Here is a 25,762-nt window from a genome sequence, read left to right on the forward strand (position 1 = left end):
CGCCGCGAACGGCGGCATGTGCTGAATTACCGTTGAGACACGTACTGCGCCACGGTCGCTTTCGCGCCCTTTTGCAGCAGCGTCTGGTATGCCTTCATCACCGCATCAACAAAGACGGCTTCACGCGGTAGCTCCTTGCCAAAGATGGCCTCGATGCCGAGCAGCGCCCTGACCCGGTTTTCCCCTTCCGCACTGCCCTTCACCGCCGCCTGAATCACCGCCAGCTGCGGATCGCTCACGTCAATCGCGTTACCCTGCTCGTCCACGCCGCCGACATAGCGCATCCACCCTGCCACGCCCAGCGCCAGCAGCGGGAAAGGCTTCTGATGCACCAGGTGCCAGCGCACGGAATCCAGCATGCGCTGCGGAAGCTTCTGGCTGCCGTCCATCGCAATTTGCCAGGTCCGATGGCGCAGGGCCGGGTTGCTGTAGCGGGCAATCAGGAGATCGGCATAGCGTCCTAAATCGACGCCTTTGACCTTCAGCGTAGGCGCCTGCTCGTTAAGCATCAGCGCGTGCGCGGCGACGCGGTAGTTTTCATCTTCCATACAGTCGTTAATATGCTGATAGCCCGCCAGATAGCCCAGGTACGCCAGGAATGAGTGGCTGCCGTTAAGCATGCGCAGCTTCATCTCTTCAAACGGGATCACGTCTGACACCAGCTCGGCTCCGGCTTTGTCCCACGCTGGACGGCCGGCCACAAAGTTATCTTCGATCACCCACTGACGGAACGGTTCACAGGCCACCGCCGCCGGATCGCGCACGCCGGTAAGCTGTTCAATTTTATCCAGCGTGTCGGGGGTGACCGCAGGCACGATGCGATCCACCATCGTTGACGGGAAGGTAACGTGGGATTCGATCCAGTCCGCCAGCTCACCGTCTACCGCACGGGCGTACGCGCAGGTGACATTGCGCATCACGTGACCGTTCTCCGGCATGTTATCGCAGGACATCACGCTAAACGCAGGCAGACCTGCCGCCTTACGCCGCGCCAGCGCTTCCACGACCACACCCGGCGCAGATTTTGGCTGGTGCGGGTTTTGCAGGTCGGCGACGATAAACGGATGATCGAGCATCAGTTGCCCGGTCGCCGGCGAGTGGCAGTACCCTTTCTCGGTGATGGTCAGAGAGACAATCGCCACCTGCGGGTCACACATCGCCGCCAGCACCGTCTCCAGCCCGTCAACCTGCGCATGAAGGGCCTTTTTGACCACGCCAACTACGCGGGAGGTCCACGCATCGGCAGACATTTCCGCCACGGTATAGAGGTTATCCTGCGCGTTCAGATCGGCAATCTGCTGCTCACCGCCAATCAGGTTAACCTCACAGTAGCCCCAGTCGCTGCCGTGCTCAGCGGCGAGGATATCGGCATACACTGCCTGATGCGCCCGGTGAAATGCGCCAAAGCCTAAATGAACGATGCGAGCTTTAAGGCTGTCGCGATCGTACTGAGGCAGCGTCGCATTGGCCTGTAATAAGGTATTTTCCATGATTAAGACTCGTTAATTAGAAAGCAGTGGATCGCTGCCGCTCTTTCTGAAGCGGCAGCGCCTGCTGACTACACCAACTAGAATGGCAGTTGGGGTAAAAAATTACTGCCATCAACCATACTGATACTGCCGTTTGAGATTTTGATTTATATTAACTTTTGGTCATGTGGTGTGACATAAAAACAAAGTTGTGTGATAAGTCACGCAAGCTATAAACCACTAGCGTCGCGAGGAGACAGCGCCGTAACCGACCGTCTCTTTTGGCGCAGACTCAGCTGCGTCATGCGCCGCGCTCAAATCACGATCGCGCACTTCCGGCATCAGGATCGCCGAGACCAGTCCAATCACGGAATAGGCCACCAGCATGGCAACAATCGGCCACCAGGAACCGGTCATATTGCAGAAAATCCCTGCCAGCACCGGACCAAAACCCACCGCCACCAGACCGCCCGCCTCTTTGGAGATGGCCATACGTGTAAAGCGATTTCGCGAGCCAAACATCTCCGCCATGGTGATATTTTCCAGCGCGAAGAGCCCCAGAACGGCGAAGTTATGGATAACGATGATAGAGAGCATGATCGTCCCCGGCGCATAGCTCTTATCGACGATGATCGACAGCATCGGGTAGGCGAGCAGAATGGCGGAGATATTGAGAATAATGTACGGCAGACGGCGCCCCACTTTATCGGAAAGCCAGCCCAGCAGCGGGATGGAGATAAACCCGAGAATGGAGCTTATCATCAGCGCATCGGTAGGGATGGCTTTATCGAACAGCAGCGTCTGGACCAGATAGCCCGCAAGGAAGGTCTGGATCAGCCCCGAGTTGCCCGCCTGGCCGAAACGCAGGCCGGTAGCCAGCCAGAAGGATTTGCTTTTCACCATGGAACCCAGTGAGGTGTCCGGCTGCGCAGCTTGCACATCGTTCACTTTCTCAAAGACCGGGCTCTCCTTGAGGTTCATACGCAGCCAGATGGCGAAGATCATCACCACGACGCTGGCGAGGAAAGGCACGCGCCAGCCCCAGGCGAGCAGCTGTTCACGATCGAGGGCAAAGAACATGATGGCCCAGATCGCCGTTGCGCTCAGCGTCCCGCAGTTCGTGCCCATCGCCACCAGCGAGGAGATGATGCCGCGTTTTCCTTTCGGCGCGTACTCCGCCAGCATGGTTCCGGCCCCGGAGATCTCAGCCCCGGCGCCCAGGCCCTGAATGATGCGCAGCGTCACCAGCAGAACCGGGGCAAAAATCCCGATCTGCGCGTAGGTCGGCAGGACGCCAATCAGCGTGGTGCAGATCCCCATCATGGTGATGGTGATAAACAGCACCTTCTTACGGCCAATGCTGTCGCCCATTCTGCCGAAGATAAAGGCCCCAACAATGCGCGCAATATAGCCTGCGCCGTAGGTCCCCATCGCCAGGATCAGCGCCATCGCGGCAGACTGTTCGGGAAAGAAGATCTCATGGAAGACCAGAGCGGCCCCCAGCGAATAAAGCTGAAAGTCCATGAACTCCAGAGCGGTGCCAAGCCAGCCGGAAACGGCGGCTTTCACCAGATCGGCGGTGGATCGTTGCGGTTGTACTTGTGTCATGATGGCTATCTCTGAAAGGTAAGATGCGAACCACATAGAGCCTGTCTGCGCAGGCTCTTAATCGCGTAAATGATTATTGGCCGAACGTGAGTAAGACTTTGCAGCACTGCCGCTGATCTTTCTCAAACAGTTCGATGGCGTCTGTTACGTGGTGATAGTCAAAAGTATGGGTGATCAGTTTTTCCGGGTCGATCAGCCCCCTCTTCAGCCAGTCGATGACGAGCGGGAATTTGTTGGCATTCAGGCGCGAGGAGAAGATCGCCAGCTCTTTGCCGGTAATGCCCTGCTGAACAATCTGGCTCTGCTCGCTGGAAAAGCCCATCAGCACGATGCGCGCCGCTGGCGAGGCCAGGGTTATCGCTTCCTGCAAAATAGATGGATGGCAGGCGGCATCAATGATTAACGTCGGTTTGATGCCTTTTTCCTCCAGCGCGGCCTGCAGCGACTGCTCGCCGTTATTAAAGACCCAATCCGCGCCGCTGCGCCGGGCCATCGCCAGGCGCTCGTCTATGCGGTCAACCACGATAACCTGCTTCACCTGATAGACGCTTTTCAGCGCCTGCACGGTGACCAGCCCCATCGGGCCAGCGCCGTAAATCAGCGCGACGTCCTGTTCCGTCGGTTTCGCCTGTCCCGTTACGTTGGCGGCGATGGTAAAGGGCTCAACCATGACGGCGTGTCGATCGGGAATGTCATCCGGAATGGCCCAGGCATTTTGAACGGGCACTGCCGCATATTCACTGAAGCCGCCGTCACGGTGCACCCCCAGCACGACCAGCGAGGTGCAGACGTTCGGTTTTCCCACGGAGCACGGGTAGCAGTGTCCGCAGCTGATCACCGGGTCAACCGCGACGCGCTGGCCCAGGCGGGCAGCGTCAACCCCTTCGCCTGTGGCGTCAATCACGCCAAAGAACTCGTGGCCGATCGTGCGTGGGTATTTCGCAAAAGGATTATGGCCGCGATAGATGTGGCTGTCCGACCCGCAGATACCCGCCAGCGTGATTTTCACGCGGACTTCGCCTGCGCCTGGTTCCGGGCGTGGCCGCTCTTCAATCACCAGTTGGTTTGGCTGCTGAATCACTACGCTTTTCATCGTTCGCTCCTCGCTTACCAGTTCCACAGCGTGCCGTCTTCAAGACGGGCCACCGGCAGATAGGCCGGATCGTAGGGGTATTTCGCCGCCAGTTTTTCATCAAACTCGATGCCCAGCCCCGGCTTGTCGCCCGGATGCATATAGCCGTTATCAAAGCGCCAGCTGTGCGGGAAAACCTCCAGCATCTGTTCGGAGTAGCCCATGTATTCCTGCACACCAAAGTTCGGTACCCACAGGTCGAAATGCAGCGCGGCGGCATGGCAAACGGGCGATAGATCCGACGGACCGTGTGAACCGGTACGCACCTGATAGAGCGAGGCAAAATCGGCGATGCGACGCATCCCGGTAATGCCGCCCGCGTGGGTAATGGTGGTGCGGATATAGTCGATAAGCTGCTCTTCGATAAGCTGCTTGCAGTCCCAGATGCTGTTAAACACTTCGCCTACCGCAATGGGGGTGACGGTGTGCTGGCGGATCAGGCGGAAGCAGGCCTGGTTTTCCGCAGGCGTTGGATCCTCCATCCAGAACATGCGGAATGCTTCGATGCTCTTGCCGAAGCGCGCCGCTTCAATTGGCGTCAGGCGGTGGTGCATGTCGTGCAGGAGGTGCTCATTGAAGCCGAATTTACTGCGCACCGCGTCGAACAGCTTCGGCGTGAAATCGAGGTATTTTTCGGTGGACCAGAGCTGCTCTTCCGGCCAGTCGCCTTTGGTCGCAGGCTCATAGGCCAGCCCCTTCCCTTTGGCCATACCGTAGGTGGTTTTCATGCCCGGCACGCCGCACTGCACGCGGATCGCCTTGAAGCCCATCTCTTTATGACGGGCGTAATCTTCCAGCACGTCGTCAATGGTGTGGCCGGTAGTATGGCAGTAGACCATCACCCCTTCCCGGGAGGCGCCGCCCAACAGCTGGTAGAGCGGCATGTTGGCCGCTTTGGCTTTGATATCCCACAGCGCCATATCCACGGCGGAGATGGCCGACATGGTAACCGGGCCGCGACGCCAGTAGGCGCCTTTATAAAAGAACTGCCAGATGTCTTCGATGCGGTGCGCATCGCGGCCAATCAGCTGGGGGCAAAGGTGATCCTTCAGGTAAGAGGCCACGGAGAGCTCGCGTCCGTTTAGCGTAGCGTCACCGAGACCGACAATCCCCTCATCGGTGGTGATTTTAAGGGTGACAAAGTTCCGCCCCGGGCAGGTAACAAACACGTCAGCCGCGACAATCTTCATAATTCCTTTCCTTACATCGTTCGTTGTGATGCTGGAAATTTACCCGCCAACCCTACTACCATACAAGTATAATGATCGTAAAATAAGCTAACGATCACAAAACCCGGGGCTCACGCGCGCCCCCATCCCGCCACAATAATCAGCATACCGCACAGGGCAATCAGCGCCCCGGCCCAGTCGTATGCGCTGAGTTTGACGCCGTCCACTACGCGTAACCACAGCAGCGCCGTGCAGACATAGACGCCACCGTAGGCCGCGTAAACGCGCCCACTGGCCGCCGGATGCAGCGTTAACAGCCAGACAAACAGGGCCAGCGCGACGCTTGCAGGAATGAGCAACAGTGCGGATCCTCCCTTCTTCAGCCAGAGCCAGGGGAGGAAGCAACCGATGATTTCACATAGCGCGGTGGCAAAAAAAAGCAGCGTTGTTTTAAGCATTTTTCACGTCAGGTGAGGGTTTATTTAACCATCATACCTGATGATGCCCTTTACTTTTCCATACTTGCTCCGCGGGTATGCCGTCATTTCGCTTTAGTGTAGAATCTGTACGGGGTAACTTGATTATCTGCACCCATTTAAAAGGAAACGCTATGACCACATTAAGCAAACGCCTTTGTCTGACAGCCCTGCTGGCGCTGTCATCGTTCGCCTTTGCCGCCTCTGCGACAGCGGAAACCAGCAAGCTCATTATTGAGTCTGGTGACAGCGCGCAAAGCCGTCAGAACGCCGCCATGGACAAAGAACAATGGAATGACACCCGTAACCTTCGTCAGAAGGTCAACAAACGTGCTGAAAAAGAGTGGGACAAAGAAGATGTCGCTTTTGACGCGCGCGATAAGTGTCAGCAAAGTGCAAACGTCAATGCCTACTGGGAGCCAAACACCCTGCGCTGCCTGGATCGCCGTACTGGCCGCACGGTAGCCCCATAATGTCGGTGTCCTGCGACGTTAAACTCCGTCCGCTGGAGCGTGAGGACCTGCGCTTTGTCCACCAGCTCGACAACAATGCCAGTGTGATGCGCTACTGGTTCGAAGAGCCTTACGAGGCATTTGTCGAGCTGTCCGATCTCTACGATAAGCACATTCACGATCAGAGTGAACGTCGGTTTGTGGTGGAGTGTGAAGGTGAAAAAGCGGGTCTTGTTGAGCTGGTTGAGATCAACCACGTTCACCGCCGGGCGGAGTTTCAGATCATCATCTCCCCTGAGCATCAGGGAAAAGGCCTTGCGTCACGGGCGGCTAAGCTGGCAATGGATTACGGATTCAACGTTCTGAATCTCTACAAGCTTTACCTGATTGTGGACAAAGAGAACGAGAAAGCGATCCATATCTACCGCAAGCTGGGCTTCATGGTGGAAGGCGAGCTGATTCACGAGTTCTTTATTAACGGTGAATACCGCAACACCATCCGCATGTGCATTTTCCAGCATCAGCACCTGGCCGGACACAAACCGTCAGGCGCCAGCCTGCTGAAACCTACCGCGCAGTGAGATTGATGACAAACCTTGTCATGAACCATTGCGCTGTCTTTCTTGCCGGGTGGCGCTGTGCTTACCCGGCCTACAGGGTGCTTCATTGTAGGCCCGTGCAAGCGTAGCGCCGCCGGGCGAAACGTACAAAATGCACGTTACTCTCAGTAATATTCAATCGTGTTCTTGATGGTGTACTTGCGCTCAACGGCAGGTTTGACGCTGTCGTCCGTGATCGTCAGATCGCAGCTCACCGGGTTATTGTGGCGGTCGTAATCGCAGCTCTGCTTCACGTTGCCCAGCGGCTTATCATTCAACATGCTCACTGCCGAGTAATCCATTCTTTTGCGAAGATCTTTAGACGGCGTCGACTGGACGGACAGATGCTGATCCCCGGAGACGGTGGTTTTGCCCAGCGGGTAGCCATCCGCGTCGTAGCGATACTTCACTTCCATCTCTTTGCCGTGAGCCGCCACCACAAAACCGTTGTCGTCGGTATCCCACGTCACCCCGGCTGACGGCAGTTCGGCCAGCTGGCATTTCCCCTGCAGCTTCACTTTGCGCTGCTGGGTTTCTGCGTCGAGATAGTAATTGGCATCCAGCACCAGCGCCACGCCGGTGTTGGCCTCCAGGTCGTGCAACTCAAGCGTATCGAAACACCCTTCCGTCGAGACGGTGCCAGTGACCCGTTTTGACACTTCGCCCTTCTCGTTGAACAGCGTCTGGGTAAAGTCTTTGACCGGTCCGCGCAGCGGATCAAAATCAAACTCGTTTGAAAAACTCGCCATCTCGGGCGTAAACGACAGCGGCGCGGAGCTGTTGTCGCACCCCATCAGTGTTGCTGCCAGGAGCGTTATCGCTGCATATTTCTTCACATTCATTTCCGTACAGGGAGATTATTCTCAATCATATTAGCAAATACAGTTGTTTACACGAAGCCTGCTAAAATTAATCTCTACACAGAGAAAAGGAGCTACAGATGAAACGGTTACCCTGGATTACCGCCCTAGTGTTAATGAGTGCCTCAACAGCCGCGCTGGCGGCACCGGATTCCTGCGAGCGCGTGAAAAGCGACATTCAGCAGAAGATTATCAACAACGGCGTGCCTGAATCAGGGTTTACGCTGAGCATTGTGCCGAACGACCAGGCCGACCAGGCGGGCACGCAGGTGGTGGGCCACTGCGCCAACGACACCTTCAAAATTTTATACACCCGCACAGGCAGTGGTGCGGCAGCTGAAGCTCAGTAATTACCCCTCAATCCCCTTTGATTTGATGAGGATTAAGATTTAATACCCCCAAATAAGTAACACTCACCCCATCATTAGCCCGGATATCATTTCGGGAAAAATAATACGCAATTATAATGATGGGGTGAGCCATGTCCGATATTGAACATCACGGCGGAATTAGCCGTCGAACTCTCGTGAAATCTACGGCGATAGGTTCTCTGGCGCTTGCCGCTGGTGGGATCTCGCTGCCTTTTGGTTTAAAAAACGCCGCCGCGGCGGTGAAGCACGCCGTCCAGCCGCCTGAAGATACCGTGGTGTGGGGCGCCTGCTCGGTCAACTGCGGCAGCCGCTGTGCGCTGCGTCTGCACGTGCGTGACAACGAAGTGTACTGGGTCGAAACGGACAACACTGGTGAGGATGTGTATGGCGATCACCAGGTGCGCGCCTGCCTGCGCGGACGTTCAATTCGCCGCCGAATCAATCACCCTGACCGTCTGAACTACCCGATGAAGCGCGTGGGCAAACGCGGCGAAGGTAAGTTCGAACGCATCACCTGGGATGAAGCGCTCGACACGATCGCCGCCAGCCTGAAAGACGTGGTGGCCGACTACGGCAACGAAGCGGTGTATATCAACTACTCCTCCGGAATTGTCGGGGGCAATATCACCCGCTCCTCCCCTTACGCTTCGCTGGTGGCGCGTCTGATGAACTGCTACGGCGGTTTCCTGAGCCACTACGGCACTTACAGCACGGCGCAAATTGCCTGCGCGATGCCCTACACCTACGGCAGCAACGACGGCAACAGCACCTCGGACATCGAAAACACCAAACTGGTAATCATGTTCGGCAATAACCCGGCAGAAACGCGCATGAGCGGCGGCGGGATTACGTACTATCTGGAAAAGGCTCGCGAGCGGTCCAACGCGCGCATGATTGTTATCGATCCGCGCTACACCGACACGGCAGCCGGACGTGAAGATGAGTGGATCCCAATCCGTCCGGGTACCGATGCCGCGCTGGTAGCGGGTATTGCCTGGGTATTAATCGACGAAAACCTGGTCGACCAGCCGTTCCTCGACAAATACTGCGTCGGCTATGACGAAAAAACGCTGCCGGAAGGCGCGCCCGCTAACGGTCACTACAAAGCGTATATTCTCGGCCAGGGTGATGACCACACGGCGAAAACGCCGGAGTGGGCCTCACGCATCACCGGCATTCCGGCGGATCGCATCGTTAAGCTTGCCCGCGAAATCGGCTCCGCGAAGCCGGCCTACATCTGTCAGGGCTGGGGACCACAGCGCCAGGCAAACGGCGAGCTGACGTCCCGCGCCATCGCGATGCTGCCGATCCTCACCGGAAACGTGGGGATCAACGGCGGGAACAGCGGCGCGCGTGAGTCCACCTACACCATCACCATCGAACGTATGCCGCTGCCGGATAACCCGATCAAAACGCAAATTTCCTGCTTCAGCTGGACGGACGCTATCACCCGCGGTCCGGAGATGACCGCCCTGCGCGACGGCGTGCGCGGCAAGGATAAGCTGGACGTGCCGATTAAGTTCATCTGGAACTACGCGGGCAATACCCTCATCAACCAGCACTCCGATATCAATAAAACCCACGATATCCTGCAGGATGAAAGCAAGTGCGAGATGATTGTGGTCATCGATAACTTCATGACGTCGTCAGCGAAGTATGCCGATATCGTGTTGCCAGACCTGATGACCGTCGAACAGGAAGACATCATTCCTAACGATTATGCGGGTAACATGGGCTACCTGATATTCCTTCAACCCGTGACCGCGCCGAAATTTGAACGCAAGCCCATCTACTGGATCATGAGCGAAGTGGCGAAACGCCTCGGGCCGGATATCCATCAGAAATTCACCGAAGGACGGACGCAGGAACAGTGGCTGCAGTATCTGTATGCCAAAATGCTCGAAAAAGACCCTCAACTGCCGTCCTATGACGAGCTGAAAAAAATGGGTATTTACAAGCGTAAAGATCCGAACGGCCATTTTGTGGCCTATAAAAAATTCCGCGAAAACCCGGAAGCCAACCCGCTGAAAACGCCATCGGGTAAGATTGAAATATACTCCAGCAAGCTGGCGGAGATTGCGGCCACCTGGGAGCTGGAAAAAGATGAGACCATCAGTCCGCTGCCCGTCTACGCATCAACCTTCGACGGCTGGGATGCGCCCGAGCGCGCGCAGTTCCCGCTGCAGCTGTTTGGTTTCCACTTTAAGGCCCGTACCCACTCGAGCTACGGTAACGTTGACGTGCTGAAAGCCGCCTGTCGCCAGGAGGTCTGGCTTAATCCTGTCGATGCCGAAAAACGCGGCATTAAGAACGGCGATACGGTGCGCGTCTTTAACGAACGCGGCGAGGTGCGAATTGAAGCAAAAGTGACGCCGCGCATCATGCCCGGCGTGAGCGCTATGGGCCAGGGTGCCTGGCACGACGCCAATATGAGTGGCGATCGCATCAACACCCTGACCACGCACCGCCCTTCACCACTGGCAAAAGGCAACCCGCAACACACCAATCTGGTGCAGATCGAGAAGGTGTAGCAAGTGAATGGCGTGGCCGTGGTTTATTCTATGATTTGTATTATCGGTTAACACAGTCGCGCGGACACTCTCCGCGCGAACAAGGAAGATGTAATGAAAGATGTCTCACATCGTGAATCGTTCGCGTTCAGCGCCCGGGTGCTGGGCGCGCTGTTTTATTTCTCGCCAGACAGTGAGCAGGCCGCGCCGCTGGTGCAGGCCCTCACCGCAGGGGATTGGGTTCAGGACTGGCCCCTGCCCCCGGAAACGCTGCAGCCTGTAGCTGACACCTTTGCCGCGTCTGCCGATGAGCCGCTGAGGGACGCCTGGCAACGGCTGTTTATTGGCCCTTACGCCCTGCCCGCGCCACCGTGGGGTTCCGTCTGGCTGGACCGCGAATCCGTGCTGTTTGGCGACTCGACCCTCGCGCTGCGCCAGTGGATGCGGGAGAACGCTATCGCATTTGAAATGCAGCAGAATGAACCGGAAGATCACTTCGGGACTTTGCTGCTGCTGGCGGCATGGCTGGCCGAGAACGGCCGCGAGGCGGAGTGCGCTCAACTTCTGGCGTGGCACCTGCTGCCGTGGAGCACCCGCTTCCTGTCCGTGTTTGTCGACAACGCCGGACATCCGTTTTATACCGCGCTGGGTAACCTTGCGCAGCTGACGCTCGCGGAATGGCGATCCGGGCTCCTTATTCCGGTTGCGGAAAAGACGCTGTATCGCTAAGGGGTGTGGCTTGCTCGCGGGTAGCGGGCAAGCAGCACTCAGAAGATAGCGTTTAAAAATTCATATCGAAACATGAGTCATGTTAAGATTGATGATATATAATGGCCTTTCCTAAAAAAATGATGCTATCTGTTGATACATACAAAATAAAAAAATGACTGGAAAACACCCTTCCGAAAATAAGTTTAAAAGACTACTTACAACAGCCATAACATTTACCATTTTAGGTGCATGGATCTGGTATATGTCATGGACAACAAGCATCTCCAATTATACCATTTTGCAAAAATCGATTCCTGAATTGACCACGTATATTTCTGTTGGAGTCGTGATTGGCGCGCTTTTGGTTATACGTGCTTTTTTTGTGCACGCCTTTAACCAAACTTTAAAATACTTTGCCAATACTTTCTTTTGCGGTTTTTGCCTTGGGTTTGTATTGAGCGTAAATGGTTATGATATTTATGTCTATCTCTTCCCGGACAAAATAATTGGCTATGAATCTGAATATGAAGTCGTCTTTCCGGGGCCTTCGAGAGGTAAGCATGGCCATTGTGAAGCGGGTCTCTGGTTAAAAGATCAGAACACCAACAGATGGATTCAGCTTTGTACAAACAAAGAATATCTGCACAGCCACCGTAAGCAGGGAATGACTGGGGTGTGGGTAACGGCCCGTGTGAATAATATTGGAAGTTACATTGTGAATTATGAGTTTATTTATTTGTAGGCACGACCCTATCTATTTTCGTTCCGGTGAAAATGAATGGCGCTCAAGGCCCGCTCCTTGCTTATAGCCGTCAGCCTGATACGTCGCACCAGAGATTGCGCATTCACAGCGGAGAAACCGGCTACGGGCAGGGTCATCTCAAAATCGAATCAGGGTAAATTTCATTCATACCCCCACATTTAGTGGTGGATACGTGACGACTGTTCCTCTATTCTGCTTTTTCAGCGAGCAAGCCGGAGTCATTTTTAGTGGATAATCCCATATTTCAGAAAACCATCATTATCTTTATTCTCATCCTGTGGGTAATAGACGGAGTCAGGAGAAAGAAAAAAAAGCGTTATGACTCCGCTATAGCAGAGGCTAATGCCAGAGAACGCTATGAATGGCGCTATCTCAGATGGGGCTGGCAGGCAATACGAGTGGCGGCGGCAGTGTATATCTTTGTTCAGCTGATTCAGGTTTTACTGAGATAGATGGCAGAAGAAAGTAAGGCAGGCAAGGAACATCTCACTGTCCAGGCCAACAGTAGCTGAGCCTCGGTGGTAGAAATTGTGAGTGTTCCCTGCCTGCCAGTAGCATGCGTTACAAGCCTTTCACCACTATTTGGTTATGTATCACCGACTGATTCCCCCTCACTCGCACTCTCTTTGCTTTGAATGAACCGAAGTGCCAGGTAGAGGTCTGGCGCCAGAATCATGTCATCATCATTCATTGTTGGCCGACTGTCTTTAAACCAACGTGTTAACTCCGTTTTCCTGCCCGCAAGGATTAATTTAATCTGTCGGCCTTTCAGGTCACGCTTTAACTCATTAATGGTTGCCAGGACGCTGATGTCTGAATACGTGAAGCAGGCAACGGCATCAATGACCACCCATTTAGGTTGTATGGCTGCCCCATCAACCAGGTTCAATACCCGACGTTTAAAATAAGCCACATTAAAATAGGTCAACGGTGAGTTAAATCGATACATCAGCACGCCCGGGACCATTTTAATATCGGTTGTATTCCCTAACGAGTGAATCATTCCCTCTTCATCAGTGCCCAGCAGGTGCTCAGAGGGACGAAACACCGTACGAAGGAACTGCAACAGGCCAAGCAACACCGCAAGGCCGATCCCCTGGATAACGCCGATAATTAAAACACAGCCAAACGTGAAGAAGGCCAGGCGAAAGGCCTGTTTATTTCTGCGCCTCAGGTTCCATAGCCCACGTAAATCAATCAATGACCACGATGCGTACATTAGAACAATCCCTAACGCAGATACCGGGATGTATTGTAATGGCTGAGTGAAAAACACCACGACGATACCGATGATCAAGGCGGCGACCACGGAAACCAGTTGGCTTTTTCCCCCAACCGAATCATTCACCGCGGTCCGGGAATCGGCGCCACTGATAGCAAACCCCTGAGATAACCCCGACATAATGTTCGCAATACCCAGAGCCCGGAACTCTGCATCAGCATTAATTTCGTAGCCATTTTTTGCGGCGAAACTGCGGGCGGTCAGCATCAGACTGACAAAACTGACCAACGCCAGGTTCAGCGCCGGGATCACCAAATCACGCATCGGCCCCGGCTGGAACGCCCCCCAGTGAACGATGGGTAAACCAGGCTGGAAGCCTTCTCCCCCAATCGTGGCAATCCCATACTGTTGTGCAGAGGTCACCCATACCAGTGCCGTTGTTATTACAATGGCGATTAAAGGTGCTGGCCACTGGCTGCGATACGTTTTGATCACCATTAAAATAATTAACGTAAAAAGGGATATTCCTACGGTTAATAAATGGCTATCTGAAAGTCGACCTGGCAAGGCGATTATTTTTTCAATAACCTGCGCTTCATCAAGCTTAATCCCCAACACCTTGCCTAATTGCCCGACAATAATCGTCACGGCTACGCCATTAAGTAAACCGGTAAGAATGGGATGAGAAAGCAGATCGGCGAGCGCGCCCAGCCGAAATTTACTGGCAAGCAAACACCACCCGCCCATCATCAATGTCATGATGATCGTCAGCTGCCAGTGCAGTTCGGGGTTTCCTGCAGAAAGCGGAAATACGACGGCCGCAATCACCGCGCAGGTTGTGGCATCTGGGCCCACAATAAGCTGGCGTGAAGAGCCAAACAGTGCGTAAGCTATCATCGGTAAAACGCAGGAATAGAGCCCTACAATTGCCCCCACCCCCGCCAGCTCAGCGTAAGCAATCGCAACAGGTAGCGCTACGGCCGCAACGGATAACCCCGCTTTAACATCATGTTTTAGCCAGCTTTTATCGTAGGCCAACAAATTTTGTAAACCGGGCATGTAGTTTAACAACAGTTTTCCGAACACGTTATTCTCCGGACAGAGATATTACTCGCGTCATGTTGGCACATTTCTTAGTGAGGTTCTGGTTTTCAAATGCTCCGGACGGAGGCCGACACTGTTGCGAATCTAATAAAACGTTAACTTTTTTATTATTCTGACTGATGTTAAACGTAGTTCAGATACTGAGGCTTAACCGGGGTTGGCCGTGCCGGATACCGTGATGAAAGCAAGTGATGGAATAAATACAATGGTCATTATCAGTAAGTCTCGTTAATCGCTAATGTTGAATCATTTTGGCATAGATAGCAGGTTGTTACACACCCTGAGATTGAGACAGTCCATCACTCTTCCCGTCACCCAGCAGTACCGCCCCGCCATCTTAACCGGAGCGGCTTATATACGTCGTTATCACATGCTCAAAAACTGTATGTCACCTTCAAACTCCCCGTCGGCGACGTTTTTCGATGCACAATCGGGCTATCGCCCGCATCCCCCGTCAGCTGCGTCACGCCCGCTGAGGCAAGCACGCTCCAGCGCGAGGTGAGCTTGTGGGTCCAGTCAAGGTTCATCGACCAGGCATAAATCCCGGCCCCGGCGTCATGTCGTGCAAAGCCCGATGCGGCCGACTGGGCGGCGCTGACCCCATAGTACGTCTGCATATACTTATCGGATCCCCAACTGCCGGTCAGCGCCAGCGTCACCGCATTTGTTGGTGAGGTATAGAGCGGGCTGCTCAAGCCGAAATGCACTGCCTCTCCGTTGTCTCTCTCAGACACCGGAACCTCAGCCTGCAGCTGCAGATTCAGCCAGTCGGTCACCTTGTACCCCAGCCCGGGCACCACGATAGCCGAGCCTTTAATCTCACCCATCCCCCGAAGCTCGTCGCTGCCGGAGCTGATGGAATCGCTGCTCACGTCTTTATCTTTACGGCCCGTTCGATAGCTCAGCGCTGCGCTGTAATCCAGGTTGCCAATGTTGTTACCGTAACCGAGCCCTCGCGTGGTGCCGATAAAGAAGCCATTTGCCATGGAATAATCCACTACCTGAGCCGCTGAGACGCGGGTTTTATCTGAACCCGAGTAGCGCGGCCCCACATCCACGCCGCCCCCCAGGGTTAAGACGTTACCCTGGCGCTGTTCTTCCGCCAGTACAGGCGTAGCCAGTAACGCCAGAACGACGCCCGGCACGAGGTTTTTCAGGCAGCGGTCCGAAAGTAAATGAGGGAACGTATGACGCAGTTCGATATTTCTCATTAAGGAAGTCCTTATGGATTCAAATGATGACGATGCAGGCGGTTAAACGCCGGAACGCCCATTTAGAAGAGTGACCCTAAGGTTCTTATGAGCCGAAAATGAAGAAACACTGAAGCGCGGGCAGGTGCTGTCATCCGGACAGATTTCCTGCTACCGTTTTTTTCTTAAGTTATTCTTCATTCACGGTTGATACCGTTACCAATGTGAAAATTCTACTTATCGAAGACGACCTGGATCTCGGCAATGGCGTACGTATCGCCCTCTCAGATCAAGGATTTGACGTCATATGGGTTCGCCGTAAAGAGGATGCGTTGCATCAGCTTGACGTCTGCGTGCCGGAACTTATTTTGCTCGACCTGGGGCTGCCCGACGGCGATGGCATGAGCCTGATGACGCGTTTGCGCCAGCAGCTCAAGGGGATCCCCGTCATCATCCTGACGGCGCGAGGGACATTGCAGGATCGCCTGTGCGGCCTGGATGCCGGTGCAGACGACTATCTCGTCAAACCCTTTATTCTCGCCGAGCTGCTGGCGCGAGTGCGAGCCCTTGCGCGGCGCAGCTACGGTTTTGAGAATGAGGTGATAGAAATTCGCGGGCTATCCCTTCATGTCCCGACGCGCCGCGTGACGGTGAGTGCGCGCCATATCGATTTAACGGCCAGTGAATACGCGCTGCTGGAAACGTTGATGCTGCGCGCGGACCGCGTGCTGACCCGGCGGTTTCTGGAGGAAAGGATATTCGGCAACAAAGAGAACCTCAGCAACGCGCTCGACGTGCATATGGGAAATTTGCGGCGGAAAATCGGCGACGGCTATGTGCGAACGGTCCGGGGCGTCGGGTACGTCATTGATACCGTCTCCATTCAAAAGGTGAGCGGTTAATGCAAAACGTCTGGTATCACCTGAGGCGCCCGACGCTGGTGCGCCGAATTATCATCGCCCAGATGCTGCTGCTGACCCTGCTGTGGTGTCTTTTTCTAACCTTCATTCTGTGGGAGGACCTGCGCAGCCCTCCCATCCTCACGGGCAGTAAAACATACGAAACCGTTTTTACCCTGGTTGAGCGTATGGACGGTCGTCCGCAGGATCGTACCGCCGTGCTGGAAGCCTTTAGCCAGGCCCTGCGGGAAGGTTACGGCGGAGGGGAAGATCCCGTGCTGTCGATTAACCTCATCGTTCGCAAGAATAATGCCGTTATTTTTGCCTCCGACGGTGCACCTGCGGGGATAACAAACACCCGATTCGGAGAACTGGAGCACGTCCAGAGTGAAGATCGTACCTGGACCAGCCGCACCCTTAAATCCCCTCACTCTGACGTGGAGGTCACCCTCTTCACGCCAGCCAGCGGCTGGAACTTCTTTATCTATCTGAACTCTCGCGGGTACTACATCCTGCCGCTGCTGGTCTGCTTCCCGTTTCTGCTGTTTCCCGCGTGGCTCTCAATCCGCATTGCGATGCGTCCATGGAATAAGGTGGTCAATGAAATTACGTTACGCACGCCGGACGACCTCTCTCCTTTAAGAGCCGTACCGAAGCACCGGGAGCTTCGACAGATGGTGGACGCGATCAACGACTTCCTTGCCAGGGTGCGTGAAAGCGCGGAAAGGGAGCGAGTTTTCATCGCGGATGCCGCGCACGAGCTGCGTACCCCCCTCGCGGCGATGCGCATCAACGTGGAGGCGCTGCAGTCCTGGGTCATCAGCGAGAGCCAGAAGGAGCTGCTTGCGGGCGTGATTCGCAGCAACAGCCGCGCCGCGCGCCTCGTCAATCAGCTGCTGCTGATGATGCACAGTGAATCGCGCATTGATACGGCGATGGAACCCGTGCCGCTGACAACGCTTATTCAGGAACGAATGGCCGAGCTGGAACCGCTAGCGTCTGCGCGCAAAATTGAGCTGGAATTCTTTGCCGAGGATGACGTCTGGATCCACGGCGTCAGGGAACGCCTGGTGTCGCTGATTGATAATCTCATTGAGAACGCCGTGAAATACAGCCCCGAGGGCGGGCGGATTCAGGTCGACGTGAGCGCCTGCGATCGCGTCGTTCAGCTGCGCGTCTCCGATGCGGGCCCGGGTATTCCGCCTGAACTGCGGGAGCGCGTGTTCGACCGCTTTTTCCGCGATCCCAATCAGGTGCAGAGCGGCAGCGGGCTGGGCCTTGCCATCGTCAAAGCGGTGGCGCAGCAACACAACAGCAGCGTAAATCTGGGTTCATCTGCAGAAGGTGGCCTCCTGGTCACGGTTGACTTCCCGAACCGCACGTTTAGCTAAAGCAGAACAGGGGGTTTGATCGCAAATGCCGCAGATTGCTTCAAAATAATTACCGTATTTGTTATATTGTTGTTTATTGCTTATTCACCTCTGCGGTGCCAAAAAGAACAAGATTCACCGCAACCCAGGACAGAGAAATGTTAGATTACCGCTTCCCGACAGCTTTGCAGATGGTTCTCAGCGTAGCGATGGCGGAGCAATTGGGTGAACGTTCGACGAGCGCGATTCTGGCCTACGGTCTGGAAGCAAACCCGAGCTTCATCCGCAAATTGATGGTTCCGCTGACGCGAGACGGCATTATCGTCTCAACGCTTGGCCGTAACGGCTCCATTCATCTTGGTCGTCCGCCGGAAGAGATCACCCTGCGCGACATCTACCTTTCGGTCATCGAAGATAAAAAACTGTGGGCATCGCGCCCTGACGTACCGGCCCGCTGCGTGGTCAGCGCTAACGCCTGCTGGTACTTTAAATCGATTTCTGAAGAGGCCGAGCAGGCGTCGTTAGCGGTACTGGAGCGCCATACCGTGGCTAGCGCCCTGGAAGCGGTGAAAAACGCCGACAGCAGCGGATGGGATCCGCTCCCCGATCTCATTGCCCAGTATCAAAAAACGTCATAACGTTTTCCTGATGCGAAAAAAACCGCCTTCACTGTGAAGGCGGTTTTTTATTATCAGCAACATCCCTACGCGGGCAGCACGTCCCTTTCCTCTTTTTTGCCGCGCGTGACGAACTTACGCAGCGTCACGTAGAACACCGGCGTCAGGAACAGACCAAACAGCGTCACCCCCAACATACCGGAGAACACCGTGATCCCGGTGACGCCGCGTACTTCCGCACCCGCGCCGTGGCCGAGGATCAGCGGAATGGTCCCGGCAATAAAGGCGATGGAGGTCATCACAATCGGGCGTAAACGCAGGCGGCACGCCTCCAGCGCGGCTTCCATAATGCCTTTACCCTGAATTTCCAGCTCGCGGGCAAACTCCACGATAAGAATGGCATTTTTACAGGCCAGCCCCATCAGCACCACCAGCCCCACCTGCACGAAGACGTTGTTATCACCCCCGGTCAGCCAGACGCCAAACAGCGCAGAGAGCATGGTCATCGGCACGATAAGGATCACCGCCAGCGGCAGCGTCCAGCTTTCATACAGCGCCGCCAGCACCAGGAACGCCAGCAGGACCGCGACCGGGAAGACGATCAGCGCCGTGTTGCCCTGGGTGGCCTGCTGGAAGCTCAGATCCGTCCATTCAATGTTCATCCCGTTCGGCAGGATCTGCTTAGACATCGCGTCCAGCTGCGTCATCGCCTGTGCAGATGAGAGCACGCGCGGGTCGGCATCGCCAATCAGGTCCGCCGCCGGGTAGCCGTTGTAACGGATCACCGGATCGGGCCCGTAGGTGGTCGTGATGTTCACCATACTGCCAATCGGCACCATTTCGCCCTGGCTGTTGCGGGTACGCAGATTCGCAATATCTTCCACGCTGTCGCGGAACTGCCCGTCAGCCTGCGCCATCACGCGCCAGGTACGCCCGAACTGGTTGAAATCATTGACGTACGACGAGCCCAGATAGGTTTGCAGCGTCCCGAAAAGATCGGTCAGCGACACGCCCTGCGCTTTCGCCTTATCGCGGTCAACCTGGACGTCCAGCTGCGGCACGTTAGCCTGGTAGGTTGAGATCGGGAAATGCATCCCCGGCGTCTGCATAATCGCTCCGGACATGGTGTTCACCGCGTTTTGCAGCGCGCCATAGCCCAGACCACCGCGATCCTGAATGTACAGGGAATAGCCCGACCCCTGACCCAGCCCTAAAATCGGCGGCGGCAGAATGGAGAAGCCAAAGCCCTGCTGGATTTGCGCGATTTTCGCGTTAATTTCCGCGTTAATTTCCGCCGCGGAATGTTTACGCTGGTCGAACGGCTTCAGGCCAAAGAAGACCGTCCCGGTATTCGGCGTATTGGTGAACTGCAGCGCATTCAGTCCCGGAAACGCGACCGCATAGTCCACGCCTTCGGTATTCATCCCGATTTCGCTCATTTTGCGGATCACCGCATCGGTGCGGGCCAGCGAGGAGCCTTCCGGCATTTTCACGCCGCCAATCAGGTACAGCTTGTCCTGCGTGGGAATAAACCCGCCGGGCACCGCTTTAAACATGACGCCTGCGGCACAGAGCAGCAGCAGGTAAACCACGAATACCGCACCGCGCCGTCCCAGCGTTTTGCCCACCAGCCCCTGATAGCCGTTTGAGCTGCGCAGGAAAAAGCGGTTAAACGGACGGAAAATCCAGCCGAACAGACGGTCGATAAGCCGGGTCGGGAAATCTTTCGGCGCGCCGTGGGGCTTTAACAGCAGTGCCGCCAGCGCCGGAGAGAGCGTCAGCGAGTTAATCGCTGAAATCACCGTCGATATCGCGATCGTCACCGCAAACTGCTTGTAGAACTGGCCGGTAACGCCCGACAGAAACGCCATCGGCACAAACACCGCGCACAGCACCAGCGCAATCGCGATAATCGGCCCGGACACTTCACGCATCGCCTGGTGCGCGGCCGCAAGCGGCGCAAGCCCCTCTTCGATATTTCGCTCGACGTTTTCCACCACCACGATGGCGTCGTCCACCACGATACCGATGGCGAGCACCAAGCCGAACAGGCTGAGGGTATTCAGCGAGAAGCCCAGCAGGTAGAGAATGCTGAAAGTACCCACCACCGACACCGGCACCGCGATCAGCGGAATGATCGACGCGCGCCAGGTTTGCAGGAACAGAATCACCACCAGCACGACCAGCACCACGGCTTCCAGCAGCGTCTGCACCACCGCACGGATCGAATCACGCACGAAGACCGTCGGATCGTAAGGTGCCGCCCACTTCATGTCTGCCGGGAAGCGCGTGGACAGTTCGTCCATTTTCGCGCGCACCGCGTTAGACAGATCGATGGCGTTCGCCCCCGGCGACTGGAAGATACCAATCCCGACCGCGTCTTTATTGTTCAGCTGGGAACGCAGGGCATAGCTCCCGGAGCCCATTTCAATCCGCGCCACGTCGCGCAGGCGGACGACCGTACCATCCTGCGTTGTTTTCAGGACAATATTGCCAAACTCTTCTTCGGTATGCAGGCGGCCCTGGGCGTTAATGGAGATCAGGAAGTCGCTCTCTTTCGGCAGCGGCTCTGCGCCAAGCTGACCGGCGGAGACCTGTACGTTTTGCTCCTGCATCGCCGTGACCACGTCCGAGGCGGTCAGCCCGCGCGCCGCCACTTTATTAGGGTCCAGCCAGACGCGCATCGCGTACTCGCCGGAGCCGAAAATCTGGATCTGGCCGACGCCGGGCAGGCGCGCCAGCTCATCCTTCACCTTCAGCGTGGCGTAGTTGCGCATATACAGCGAATCGTACTTACCGTTTGGCGAAAACAGATGCACCACCAGCGTCAGCGTGGGCGACTGCTTCTGGGTGGTAATGCCCAGACGCCGCACGTCCTCCGGCAGACGCGCTTCGGCCTGCGCGACGCGGTTCTGCACCTGAACCTGCGCCTGATCCGGGTCAGTCCCCGGACGGAAGGTCACGGTGGTCACCAGCACGCCGTCCGAGCCCGCGACGGATTTCATGTACATCATGTTCTCAACGCCGTTGATCGCCTCTTCCAGCGGCGTCGCCACGGTCTCGGCAATCACTTTCGGGTTGGCGCCCGGGTACTCGGCGCGCACCTGCACGCTTGGCGGCACGACGTCAGGGTATTCGCTCACCGGCAGCAGCGGGATGGCGATTAACCCTGTGATAAAAATCAGAATCGACAGGACGGCAGCAAAGATCGGCCTGTCGATAAAAAAGCGGGAAAAGTCCATGGGTTGGATTCTCAGGTCAAGTGATCAGTTGAGGGCGGCGCTGGCGGTCATGGCTACGGTTTTGGCATTAACCGGCATACCCGGCATAAACACTTTCTGTAAACCCTCGACGATGACTTTGTCGCCCGGGTTCAGCCCCTGCCGCACGATGCGTAAACCGTCTGCCAGACGACCCGGCGTAATGTCGCGACGCTGCGCTTTCCCCTCTTTATCCACGATATAAACGTATTTACGATCCTGATCGGTCAGCACCGCCTTGTCGTCGATAAGCGTAGCTTTGAACTCCGCGCTGCCCGGCAGGCGTACGCGGGCAAACAGTCCCGGCGTGAACTGACGCTGTGAGTTATCCAGCAGCGCGCGCATGCGGATGGTCCCGGTGCTCGGCGTGAGCTGGTTATCCAGGAAATCCACTTTGCCCTGATGGGGATAGCCCTCCTCGCCCGTCAGGCCAATCTCAACCGGCAGCGCCGTGTGATTGCTGGACGCCCCCTGCCCGCTGCGGGCCAGGTTTTGATAGTGAAGGTAGGTTGACTCGTCCACGTCAAAGTAGACGTATACCGTCTTCTGCGAGACCAGCGTGGTGAGGACGCTGGCGGTATCGCCCGCAGTCACCAGGTTCCCGCTGGTGATCAGCGCCCGGCTGGCGCGACCATCGATAGGCGCGGTCACTTTGGTGAAGTCCAGGTTGAGCTGGGCTGCGTCAACCGCCGCCTGCGCGGCGCGAATGTCGGCCTGCGCCTGAACGGCAGCCGAGCGACGCTGCTCCCACTCTTCCCGTGAGACCAGATGGGTATTGATCAACTTATCGGTACGGTTAGCCTCACTTTGCGCCAGGCTGGCCTGCGTTTTGGCCCGCGCCAGGTTCGCCTGCGCCTGTTCCAGCACGGCGCGATAGGTACGGTCATCAATGGTGAACAGCACCTCGCCCTTCTTCACTTCCTGGCCGTCGGTGTAATTCACCTTATCAATGTAGCCGGACACGCGCGGGCGCAGCTGAACGCTCTCCACCGCTTCAATCCGGCCGTTAAAGCTATCCCACTGGCTAATCGATTTCACCACCACGTCAGCGGCACTCACGGCAGGCGCAGGTGGCGCGGCATTTTGCGCGACGCTGTTATCGCATCCGACGAGCAGCACGGAGAGCAACATGGCCCCCAGCGCGCTCAGATGAGAATTACCCCAGGTTTTTTGCAGGCTCATTATTTTTATTCCGATAATTGTCGCCACCGGGCAAGACGCAGCAGGAGGCACCGCGCCACTTCCTTTGTCCGGGAGCTGTCTTAAGGCCATTTGTGTCGTTCATCGCCACAAAACTGTAACAGTTGCGAATACACTATTCGCGGCGATTGTAGGAAGGCGCTTAACTAAGTGCAAGAATAATTGTTGCACTTTATGTGCTATTTGAGTGGATGTGAAAAGACCCGTTTCGGTCAGGGATTTAAATGCAACAATAAAACTTGCAATTACTGCAAAAACGCGCCACCTTTAAATGCAACAGACAAAGATACTTTTTCATCCGCTGCGTGGGGGTAACCAGATGAACACTGGCGTATTTATGCATGATTTACTCGACTGGATCGACAACAACCTGGACAGCCGCCTGGACATTGAGACCGTCGCCAGGCGTTCCGGCTACTCGAAATGGCACCTCCAGCGCCTGTTCAAAGAGCATACGGGCTATCCCCTCGCCGGGTATATTCGCGCGCAAAAGCTGCAAAAATCGGTTGAGCGGTTATCCCACAGCGACGAACCGATTCTGAACGTGGCGATCGCTCTGGGCTTTGACTCCCAGCAGTCCTTCAACCGCAGCTTTAAGCGCCAGTATGGTCAGGCGCCTGGGGCATGGCGACGCAGTATGGGTGGCCCGGAAACGCAGCAGCTTCGCCAGTAATGCATATTTTGCTGCAACGTCGATCTGTTGCTGCTATACTGTATATAAATACAGTATAGCGAGGTGCACGATGGCTGTTGAAACAAAATTTGTTGTCGTAAGAAAAGGTGAAGAGAAAATGACATTTGCCAGTAAGAAAGAGGCTGACGCTCACGACAAGGTGCTCGATATGGCCGACGCGTTCACCGACTGGCTGTTACAAAGCGGAATGCAGATGGATGAAACGCAGGCTGAAAATATTGGCCTGTATCTCGCCGAGCAGAAAGAGACAGTGCAGCATATTCTGCGTACCAGCAAGCTTCCCGTTCTCACTCCTCCAGCTGTAGCGGATAAAACAGAATCCGACGCGGCTGACGCCAAAAAAATCAGGGCTGTGAAAGCGGCCTGATTGTCAGAAAATCATCACCGTTCTGGAAGCCGTAAGCAGATAACTGCTTACGGCTTTTTGGCTGTCTGTAGTACTCTCCTGCTGATTGATGTTAACGATACCATCGTTTCAAAGCAGGAGATGATGCACTGACATAAAAAAATAGGACGTTAATCAACCTTTCGGGAAGGTGACGTGGGTTCAGTCCTTTTAATATAATTTAGAAATATTCATTTTTGTGATTAGAAATCCATACGAGGCTTGAGTCACGATAGTCGTCGTTAGTGGATGCTATCAGCGAGCATTTATCTGCATTACCATCAGCGGTGTAAGCACAGCTTTGCTTCACCATGAAAGTGATGTCCTCTCTTTTCGACACTAATTCTGAGTCAAGGAATTGCGCACTCCCGGATGGGTAAACGATGCGTTCATCTTTTGGATCTTTGTAGTTTATTATGCGAACGGGGAATTGGCTGTTGTGATATTCATATCGCTCTACAACTTCGCCCGTATCTTTGTCGATTATTTTTTCCAGCAAGCCACGTATATTATAACTGAGTAAGTAATTACCTTTTTCATTCTCAAGCTCAGTAATTTCGCAGCGTTCATTTATTTTTCCGGTAATACGCTGGCCTTTAAGTGACGTCAGTAAGCCATCTTTATTGACCAAATGAAACTCTCGATCATTTGCCTTGTCAACCATGTTGATACTCGTAAAGCATCCGCTGCGATCATATCTAACTTCTGTCATAACCTGAAGTTTACCTGTAACATCCCGCATCCACTGGAGGCTATGTTTTACGTTCCCGGTTGTTGCATCATGATCGAATAAAAGAGCAGCATTTAAGACCGCCGGTTTGAATTGAGTAAATGCCGCGACATCAAATGATAACGTCAATAATAATAGATTTAAAAAAACACCTGCTTTCATAAGTCATCCCTTTATTAATAAAATAGCATTCAACGATGATGTGAATTCGCGCTCTCATATTTTACGAATAATCGAAGCGTTTCCATGACAAACGTTAAGTGTCTGCTTTTTGTTCTAATCAATCGATACAAGGGTCCCTCATTTTTTGTGTGCACTCGCTTTCCGACGGATCTCAATCATCCTGATATACATATCACGCAACTCCTTATTCTGCTTGATTACCATTTCTTTGGGCAAGGATTCTCTCTCACGATTCCATTCATCAACGACACCCTGGCATGTCAGATAAGCGTCATTAACAATATTTTCAGCTGGAATCATCGTGTTGATATAGGGAATGGTATGTTTGTTCAGGCATACAGAGACAGGTGGGCCATAATCATGTTCTTCGGCATGTAGAGTAATAGCAATAAGGAGGATAAACAATGTTAGAAATCTCAACTTCTTTTTCCCCTGATAAATACTGTTTTGTCAAATGACTGTCTTCCGGGGAGTTATCGACTTTGTGCAAAAAATCTTTAGTTACCCAAGGAAGTTATTATCCTGCTGTAGTGACTGCTGACACAAAACCTGACAGATGAAGGTTTTAATGACTCGATATCAGTTTAGAAATCGCCCCGTTGAGCTCACCACCCATAGGAGGCGTAACCTTAAAACTATCCGCTTCTATGCTAAACCTTCCAACCACAAAACCTGGTAGCTATGACCTGCTCCCCGTTGATTAGTACACCCCGATGTTAGTAATGTCTTCATAAGCCACATGAGGACATCCCCATGAAGAAGCGTTTTTCCGACGAACAGATCATCAG

Annotated in this window: 23 protein-coding genes; 12 read left to right on the plus strand and 11 right to left on the minus strand. The window is 54.8% G+C overall.

The window, feature by feature from the left end; translation table 11 throughout:
- Positions 1 to 26 precede the first annotated feature (26 nt).
- The 5 genes from ACOTXI_RS09445 to ACOTXI_RS09465 all read right to left on the minus strand — a co-directional run bounded on the left by ACOTXI_RS09445 (position 27) and on the right by ACOTXI_RS09465 (position 5,836).
- Complete coding sequence (locus ACOTXI_RS09445; RefSeq protein ID WP_058654532.1) at positions 27 to 1,490, minus strand: mannitol dehydrogenase family protein; 1,464 nt, start codon at positions 1,488 to 1,490, stop codon at positions 27 to 29.
- A gap of 219 nt (positions 1,491 to 1,709) precedes the next feature.
- The gene (locus tag ACOTXI_RS09450; protein WP_103786905.1) at positions 1,710 to 3,077 is read right to left on the minus strand and encodes an MFS transporter; all 1,368 of its coding nucleotides are present in this window, start codon (positions 3,075 to 3,077) and stop codon (positions 1,710 to 1,712) included.
- 73 nt (positions 3,078 to 3,150) lie between these two features.
- Positions 3,151 to 4,170: a Zn-dependent oxidoreductase gene (locus tag ACOTXI_RS09455; RefSeq protein ID WP_058653620.1), complete on the minus strand. Its 1,020-nt coding sequence runs from the start codon at positions 4,168 to 4,170 to the stop codon at positions 3,151 to 3,153.
- 14 nt (positions 4,171 to 4,184) lie between these two features.
- Positions 4,185 to 5,399 (minus strand): D-mannonate dehydratase ManD, encoded by a 1,215-nt coding sequence (gene manD, locus ACOTXI_RS09460; protein WP_023292552.1) that lies wholly within the window; start codon positions 5,397 to 5,399, stop codon positions 4,185 to 4,187.
- Between the two features lie 110 nt (positions 5,400 to 5,509).
- Positions 5,510 to 5,836, minus strand: coding sequence for a YnfA family protein (locus ACOTXI_RS09465; RefSeq protein ID WP_058653621.1), 327 nt, complete (start codon positions 5,834 to 5,836; stop codon positions 5,510 to 5,512).
- A 152-nt stretch (positions 5,837 to 5,988) separates the two neighbouring features.
- On the opposite strand from ACOTXI_RS09465, the gene ACOTXI_RS09470 reads away from it, so the two are divergent.
- Positions 5,989 to 6,327: a DUF1283 family protein gene (locus ACOTXI_RS09470; RefSeq protein WP_023335541.1), complete on the plus strand. Its 339-nt coding sequence runs from the start codon at positions 5,989 to 5,991 to the stop codon at positions 6,325 to 6,327.
- Complete coding sequence (gene speG / locus ACOTXI_RS09475; RefSeq protein ID WP_048030664.1) at positions 6,327 to 6,887, plus strand: spermidine N1-acetyltransferase; 561 nt, start codon at positions 6,327 to 6,329, stop codon at positions 6,885 to 6,887. The genes ACOTXI_RS09470 and speG overlap by 1 nt, the downstream gene beginning before the upstream one ends.
- Positions 6,888 to 7,030: 143 nt before the next feature.
- Here the strand turns inward: speG and ACOTXI_RS09480 are convergent, their stop codons facing one another.
- Complete coding sequence (locus ACOTXI_RS09480) at positions 7,031 to 7,741, minus strand: YnfC family lipoprotein (RefSeq protein WP_072052294.1); 711 nt, start codon at positions 7,739 to 7,741, stop codon at positions 7,031 to 7,033.
- A gap of 104 nt (positions 7,742 to 7,845) precedes the next feature.
- Between ACOTXI_RS09480 and ACOTXI_RS09485 the strand changes: the two genes are divergently transcribed.
- The 5 genes from ACOTXI_RS09485 to ACOTXI_RS09505 all read left to right on the plus strand — a co-directional run bounded on the left by ACOTXI_RS09485 (position 7,846) and on the right by ACOTXI_RS09505 (position 12,572).
- On the plus strand, positions 7,846 to 8,115 hold the full coding sequence (locus tag ACOTXI_RS09485; RefSeq protein WP_045910412.1) for a DUF1161 domain-containing protein: 270 nt from the start codon (positions 7,846 to 7,848) through the stop codon (positions 8,113 to 8,115).
- A gap of 131 nt (positions 8,116 to 8,246) precedes the next feature.
- Positions 8,247 to 10,667, plus strand: a complete 2,421-nt coding sequence (gene ynfE, locus ACOTXI_RS09490) for a selenate/tellurate reductase subunit YnfE (RefSeq protein ID WP_103786904.1) — start codon at positions 8,247 to 8,249, stop codon at positions 10,665 to 10,667.
- A 93-nt stretch (positions 10,668 to 10,760) separates the two neighbouring features.
- On the plus strand, positions 10,761 to 11,375 hold the full coding sequence (gene dmsD / locus ACOTXI_RS09495) for a Tat proofreading chaperone DmsD (protein WP_058653626.1): 615 nt from the start codon (positions 10,761 to 10,763) through the stop codon (positions 11,373 to 11,375).
- A 154-nt stretch (positions 11,376 to 11,529) separates the two neighbouring features.
- Positions 11,530 to 12,099: a hypothetical protein gene (locus ACOTXI_RS09500; RefSeq protein ID WP_058653628.1), complete on the plus strand. Its 570-nt coding sequence runs from the start codon at positions 11,530 to 11,532 to the stop codon at positions 12,097 to 12,099.
- A 248-nt stretch (positions 12,100 to 12,347) separates the two neighbouring features.
- On the plus strand, positions 12,348 to 12,572 hold the full coding sequence (locus tag ACOTXI_RS09505) for a hypothetical protein (protein ID WP_058653629.1): 225 nt from the start codon (positions 12,348 to 12,350) through the stop codon (positions 12,570 to 12,572).
- A 134-nt stretch (positions 12,573 to 12,706) separates the two neighbouring features.
- Here the strand turns inward: ACOTXI_RS09505 and ACOTXI_RS09510 are convergent, their stop codons facing one another.
- A complete protein-coding gene (locus tag ACOTXI_RS09510; RefSeq protein ID WP_058653631.1) occupies positions 12,707 to 14,428 on the minus strand; it encodes a SulP family inorganic anion transporter in 1,722 nt (573 codons plus the stop codon).
- A 392-nt stretch (positions 14,429 to 14,820) separates the two neighbouring features.
- Complete coding sequence (locus tag ACOTXI_RS09515; protein WP_058653632.1) at positions 14,821 to 15,657, minus strand: MipA/OmpV family protein; 837 nt, start codon at positions 15,655 to 15,657, stop codon at positions 14,821 to 14,823.
- Between the two features lie 203 nt (positions 15,658 to 15,860).
- Here ACOTXI_RS09515 and ACOTXI_RS09520 point away from each other — a divergent pair, with 203 nt between their 5' ends.
- The 3 genes from ACOTXI_RS09520 to ACOTXI_RS09530 all read left to right on the plus strand — a co-directional run bounded on the left by ACOTXI_RS09520 (position 15,861) and on the right by ACOTXI_RS09530 (position 18,543).
- Positions 15,861 to 16,538, plus strand: a complete 678-nt coding sequence (locus ACOTXI_RS09520; protein ID WP_058653634.1) for a response regulator — start codon at positions 15,861 to 15,863, stop codon at positions 16,536 to 16,538.
- Entirely contained in the window at positions 16,538 to 17,926 is a 1,389-nt protein-coding gene (locus ACOTXI_RS09525) for a sensor histidine kinase (RefSeq protein WP_058653636.1), read from the plus strand. Before ACOTXI_RS09520 ends, ACOTXI_RS09525 begins: the two co-directional genes overlap by 1 nt.
- A 137-nt stretch (positions 17,927 to 18,063) precedes the next feature.
- Complete coding sequence (locus ACOTXI_RS09530) at positions 18,064 to 18,543, plus strand: RrF2 family transcriptional regulator (protein WP_008502426.1); 480 nt, start codon at positions 18,064 to 18,066, stop codon at positions 18,541 to 18,543.
- Between the two features lie 65 nt (positions 18,544 to 18,608).
- Here the strand turns inward: ACOTXI_RS09530 and oqxB are convergent, their stop codons facing one another.
- Positions 18,609 to 21,764 carry a multidrug efflux RND transporter permease subunit OqxB gene (oqxB, locus tag ACOTXI_RS09535; protein WP_021241210.1) on the minus strand — a complete coding sequence of 1,052 codons (3,156 nt, stop codon included), beginning with the start codon at positions 21,762 to 21,764 and terminating at the stop codon, positions 18,609 to 18,611.
- 24 nt (positions 21,765 to 21,788) lie between these two features.
- Positions 21,789 to 22,964, minus strand: a complete 1,176-nt coding sequence (locus ACOTXI_RS09540) for an efflux RND transporter periplasmic adaptor subunit (RefSeq protein ID WP_058653637.1) — start codon at positions 22,962 to 22,964, stop codon at positions 21,789 to 21,791.
- 337 nt (positions 22,965 to 23,301) lie between these two features.
- On the opposite strand from ACOTXI_RS09540, the gene ACOTXI_RS09545 reads away from it, so the two are divergent.
- Positions 23,302 to 23,655: a helix-turn-helix domain-containing protein gene (locus ACOTXI_RS09545; protein WP_058653639.1), complete on the plus strand. Its 354-nt coding sequence runs from the start codon at positions 23,302 to 23,304 to the stop codon at positions 23,653 to 23,655.
- Positions 23,656 to 23,725: 70 nt separating this feature from the next.
- On the plus strand, positions 23,726 to 24,043 hold the full coding sequence (locus ACOTXI_RS09550; RefSeq protein ID WP_058653641.1) for a YebG family protein: 318 nt from the start codon (positions 23,726 to 23,728) through the stop codon (positions 24,041 to 24,043).
- Between the two features lie 199 nt (positions 24,044 to 24,242).
- Here ACOTXI_RS09550 and ACOTXI_RS09555 read toward each other — a convergent pair whose 3' ends face one another.
- The gene (locus tag ACOTXI_RS09555) at positions 24,243 to 24,953 is read right to left on the minus strand and encodes a YnfC family lipoprotein (RefSeq protein ID WP_025911437.1); all 711 of its coding nucleotides are present in this window, start codon (positions 24,951 to 24,953) and stop codon (positions 24,243 to 24,245) included.
- Positions 24,954 to 25,762: the final 809 nt, after the last annotated feature.

It is taken from the genome of Enterobacter cloacae complex sp. BZL2005 (assembly GCF_049238885.1).
Taxonomy (GTDB): domain Bacteria; phylum Pseudomonadota; class Gammaproteobacteria; order Enterobacterales; family Enterobacteriaceae; genus Enterobacter; species Enterobacter roggenkampii.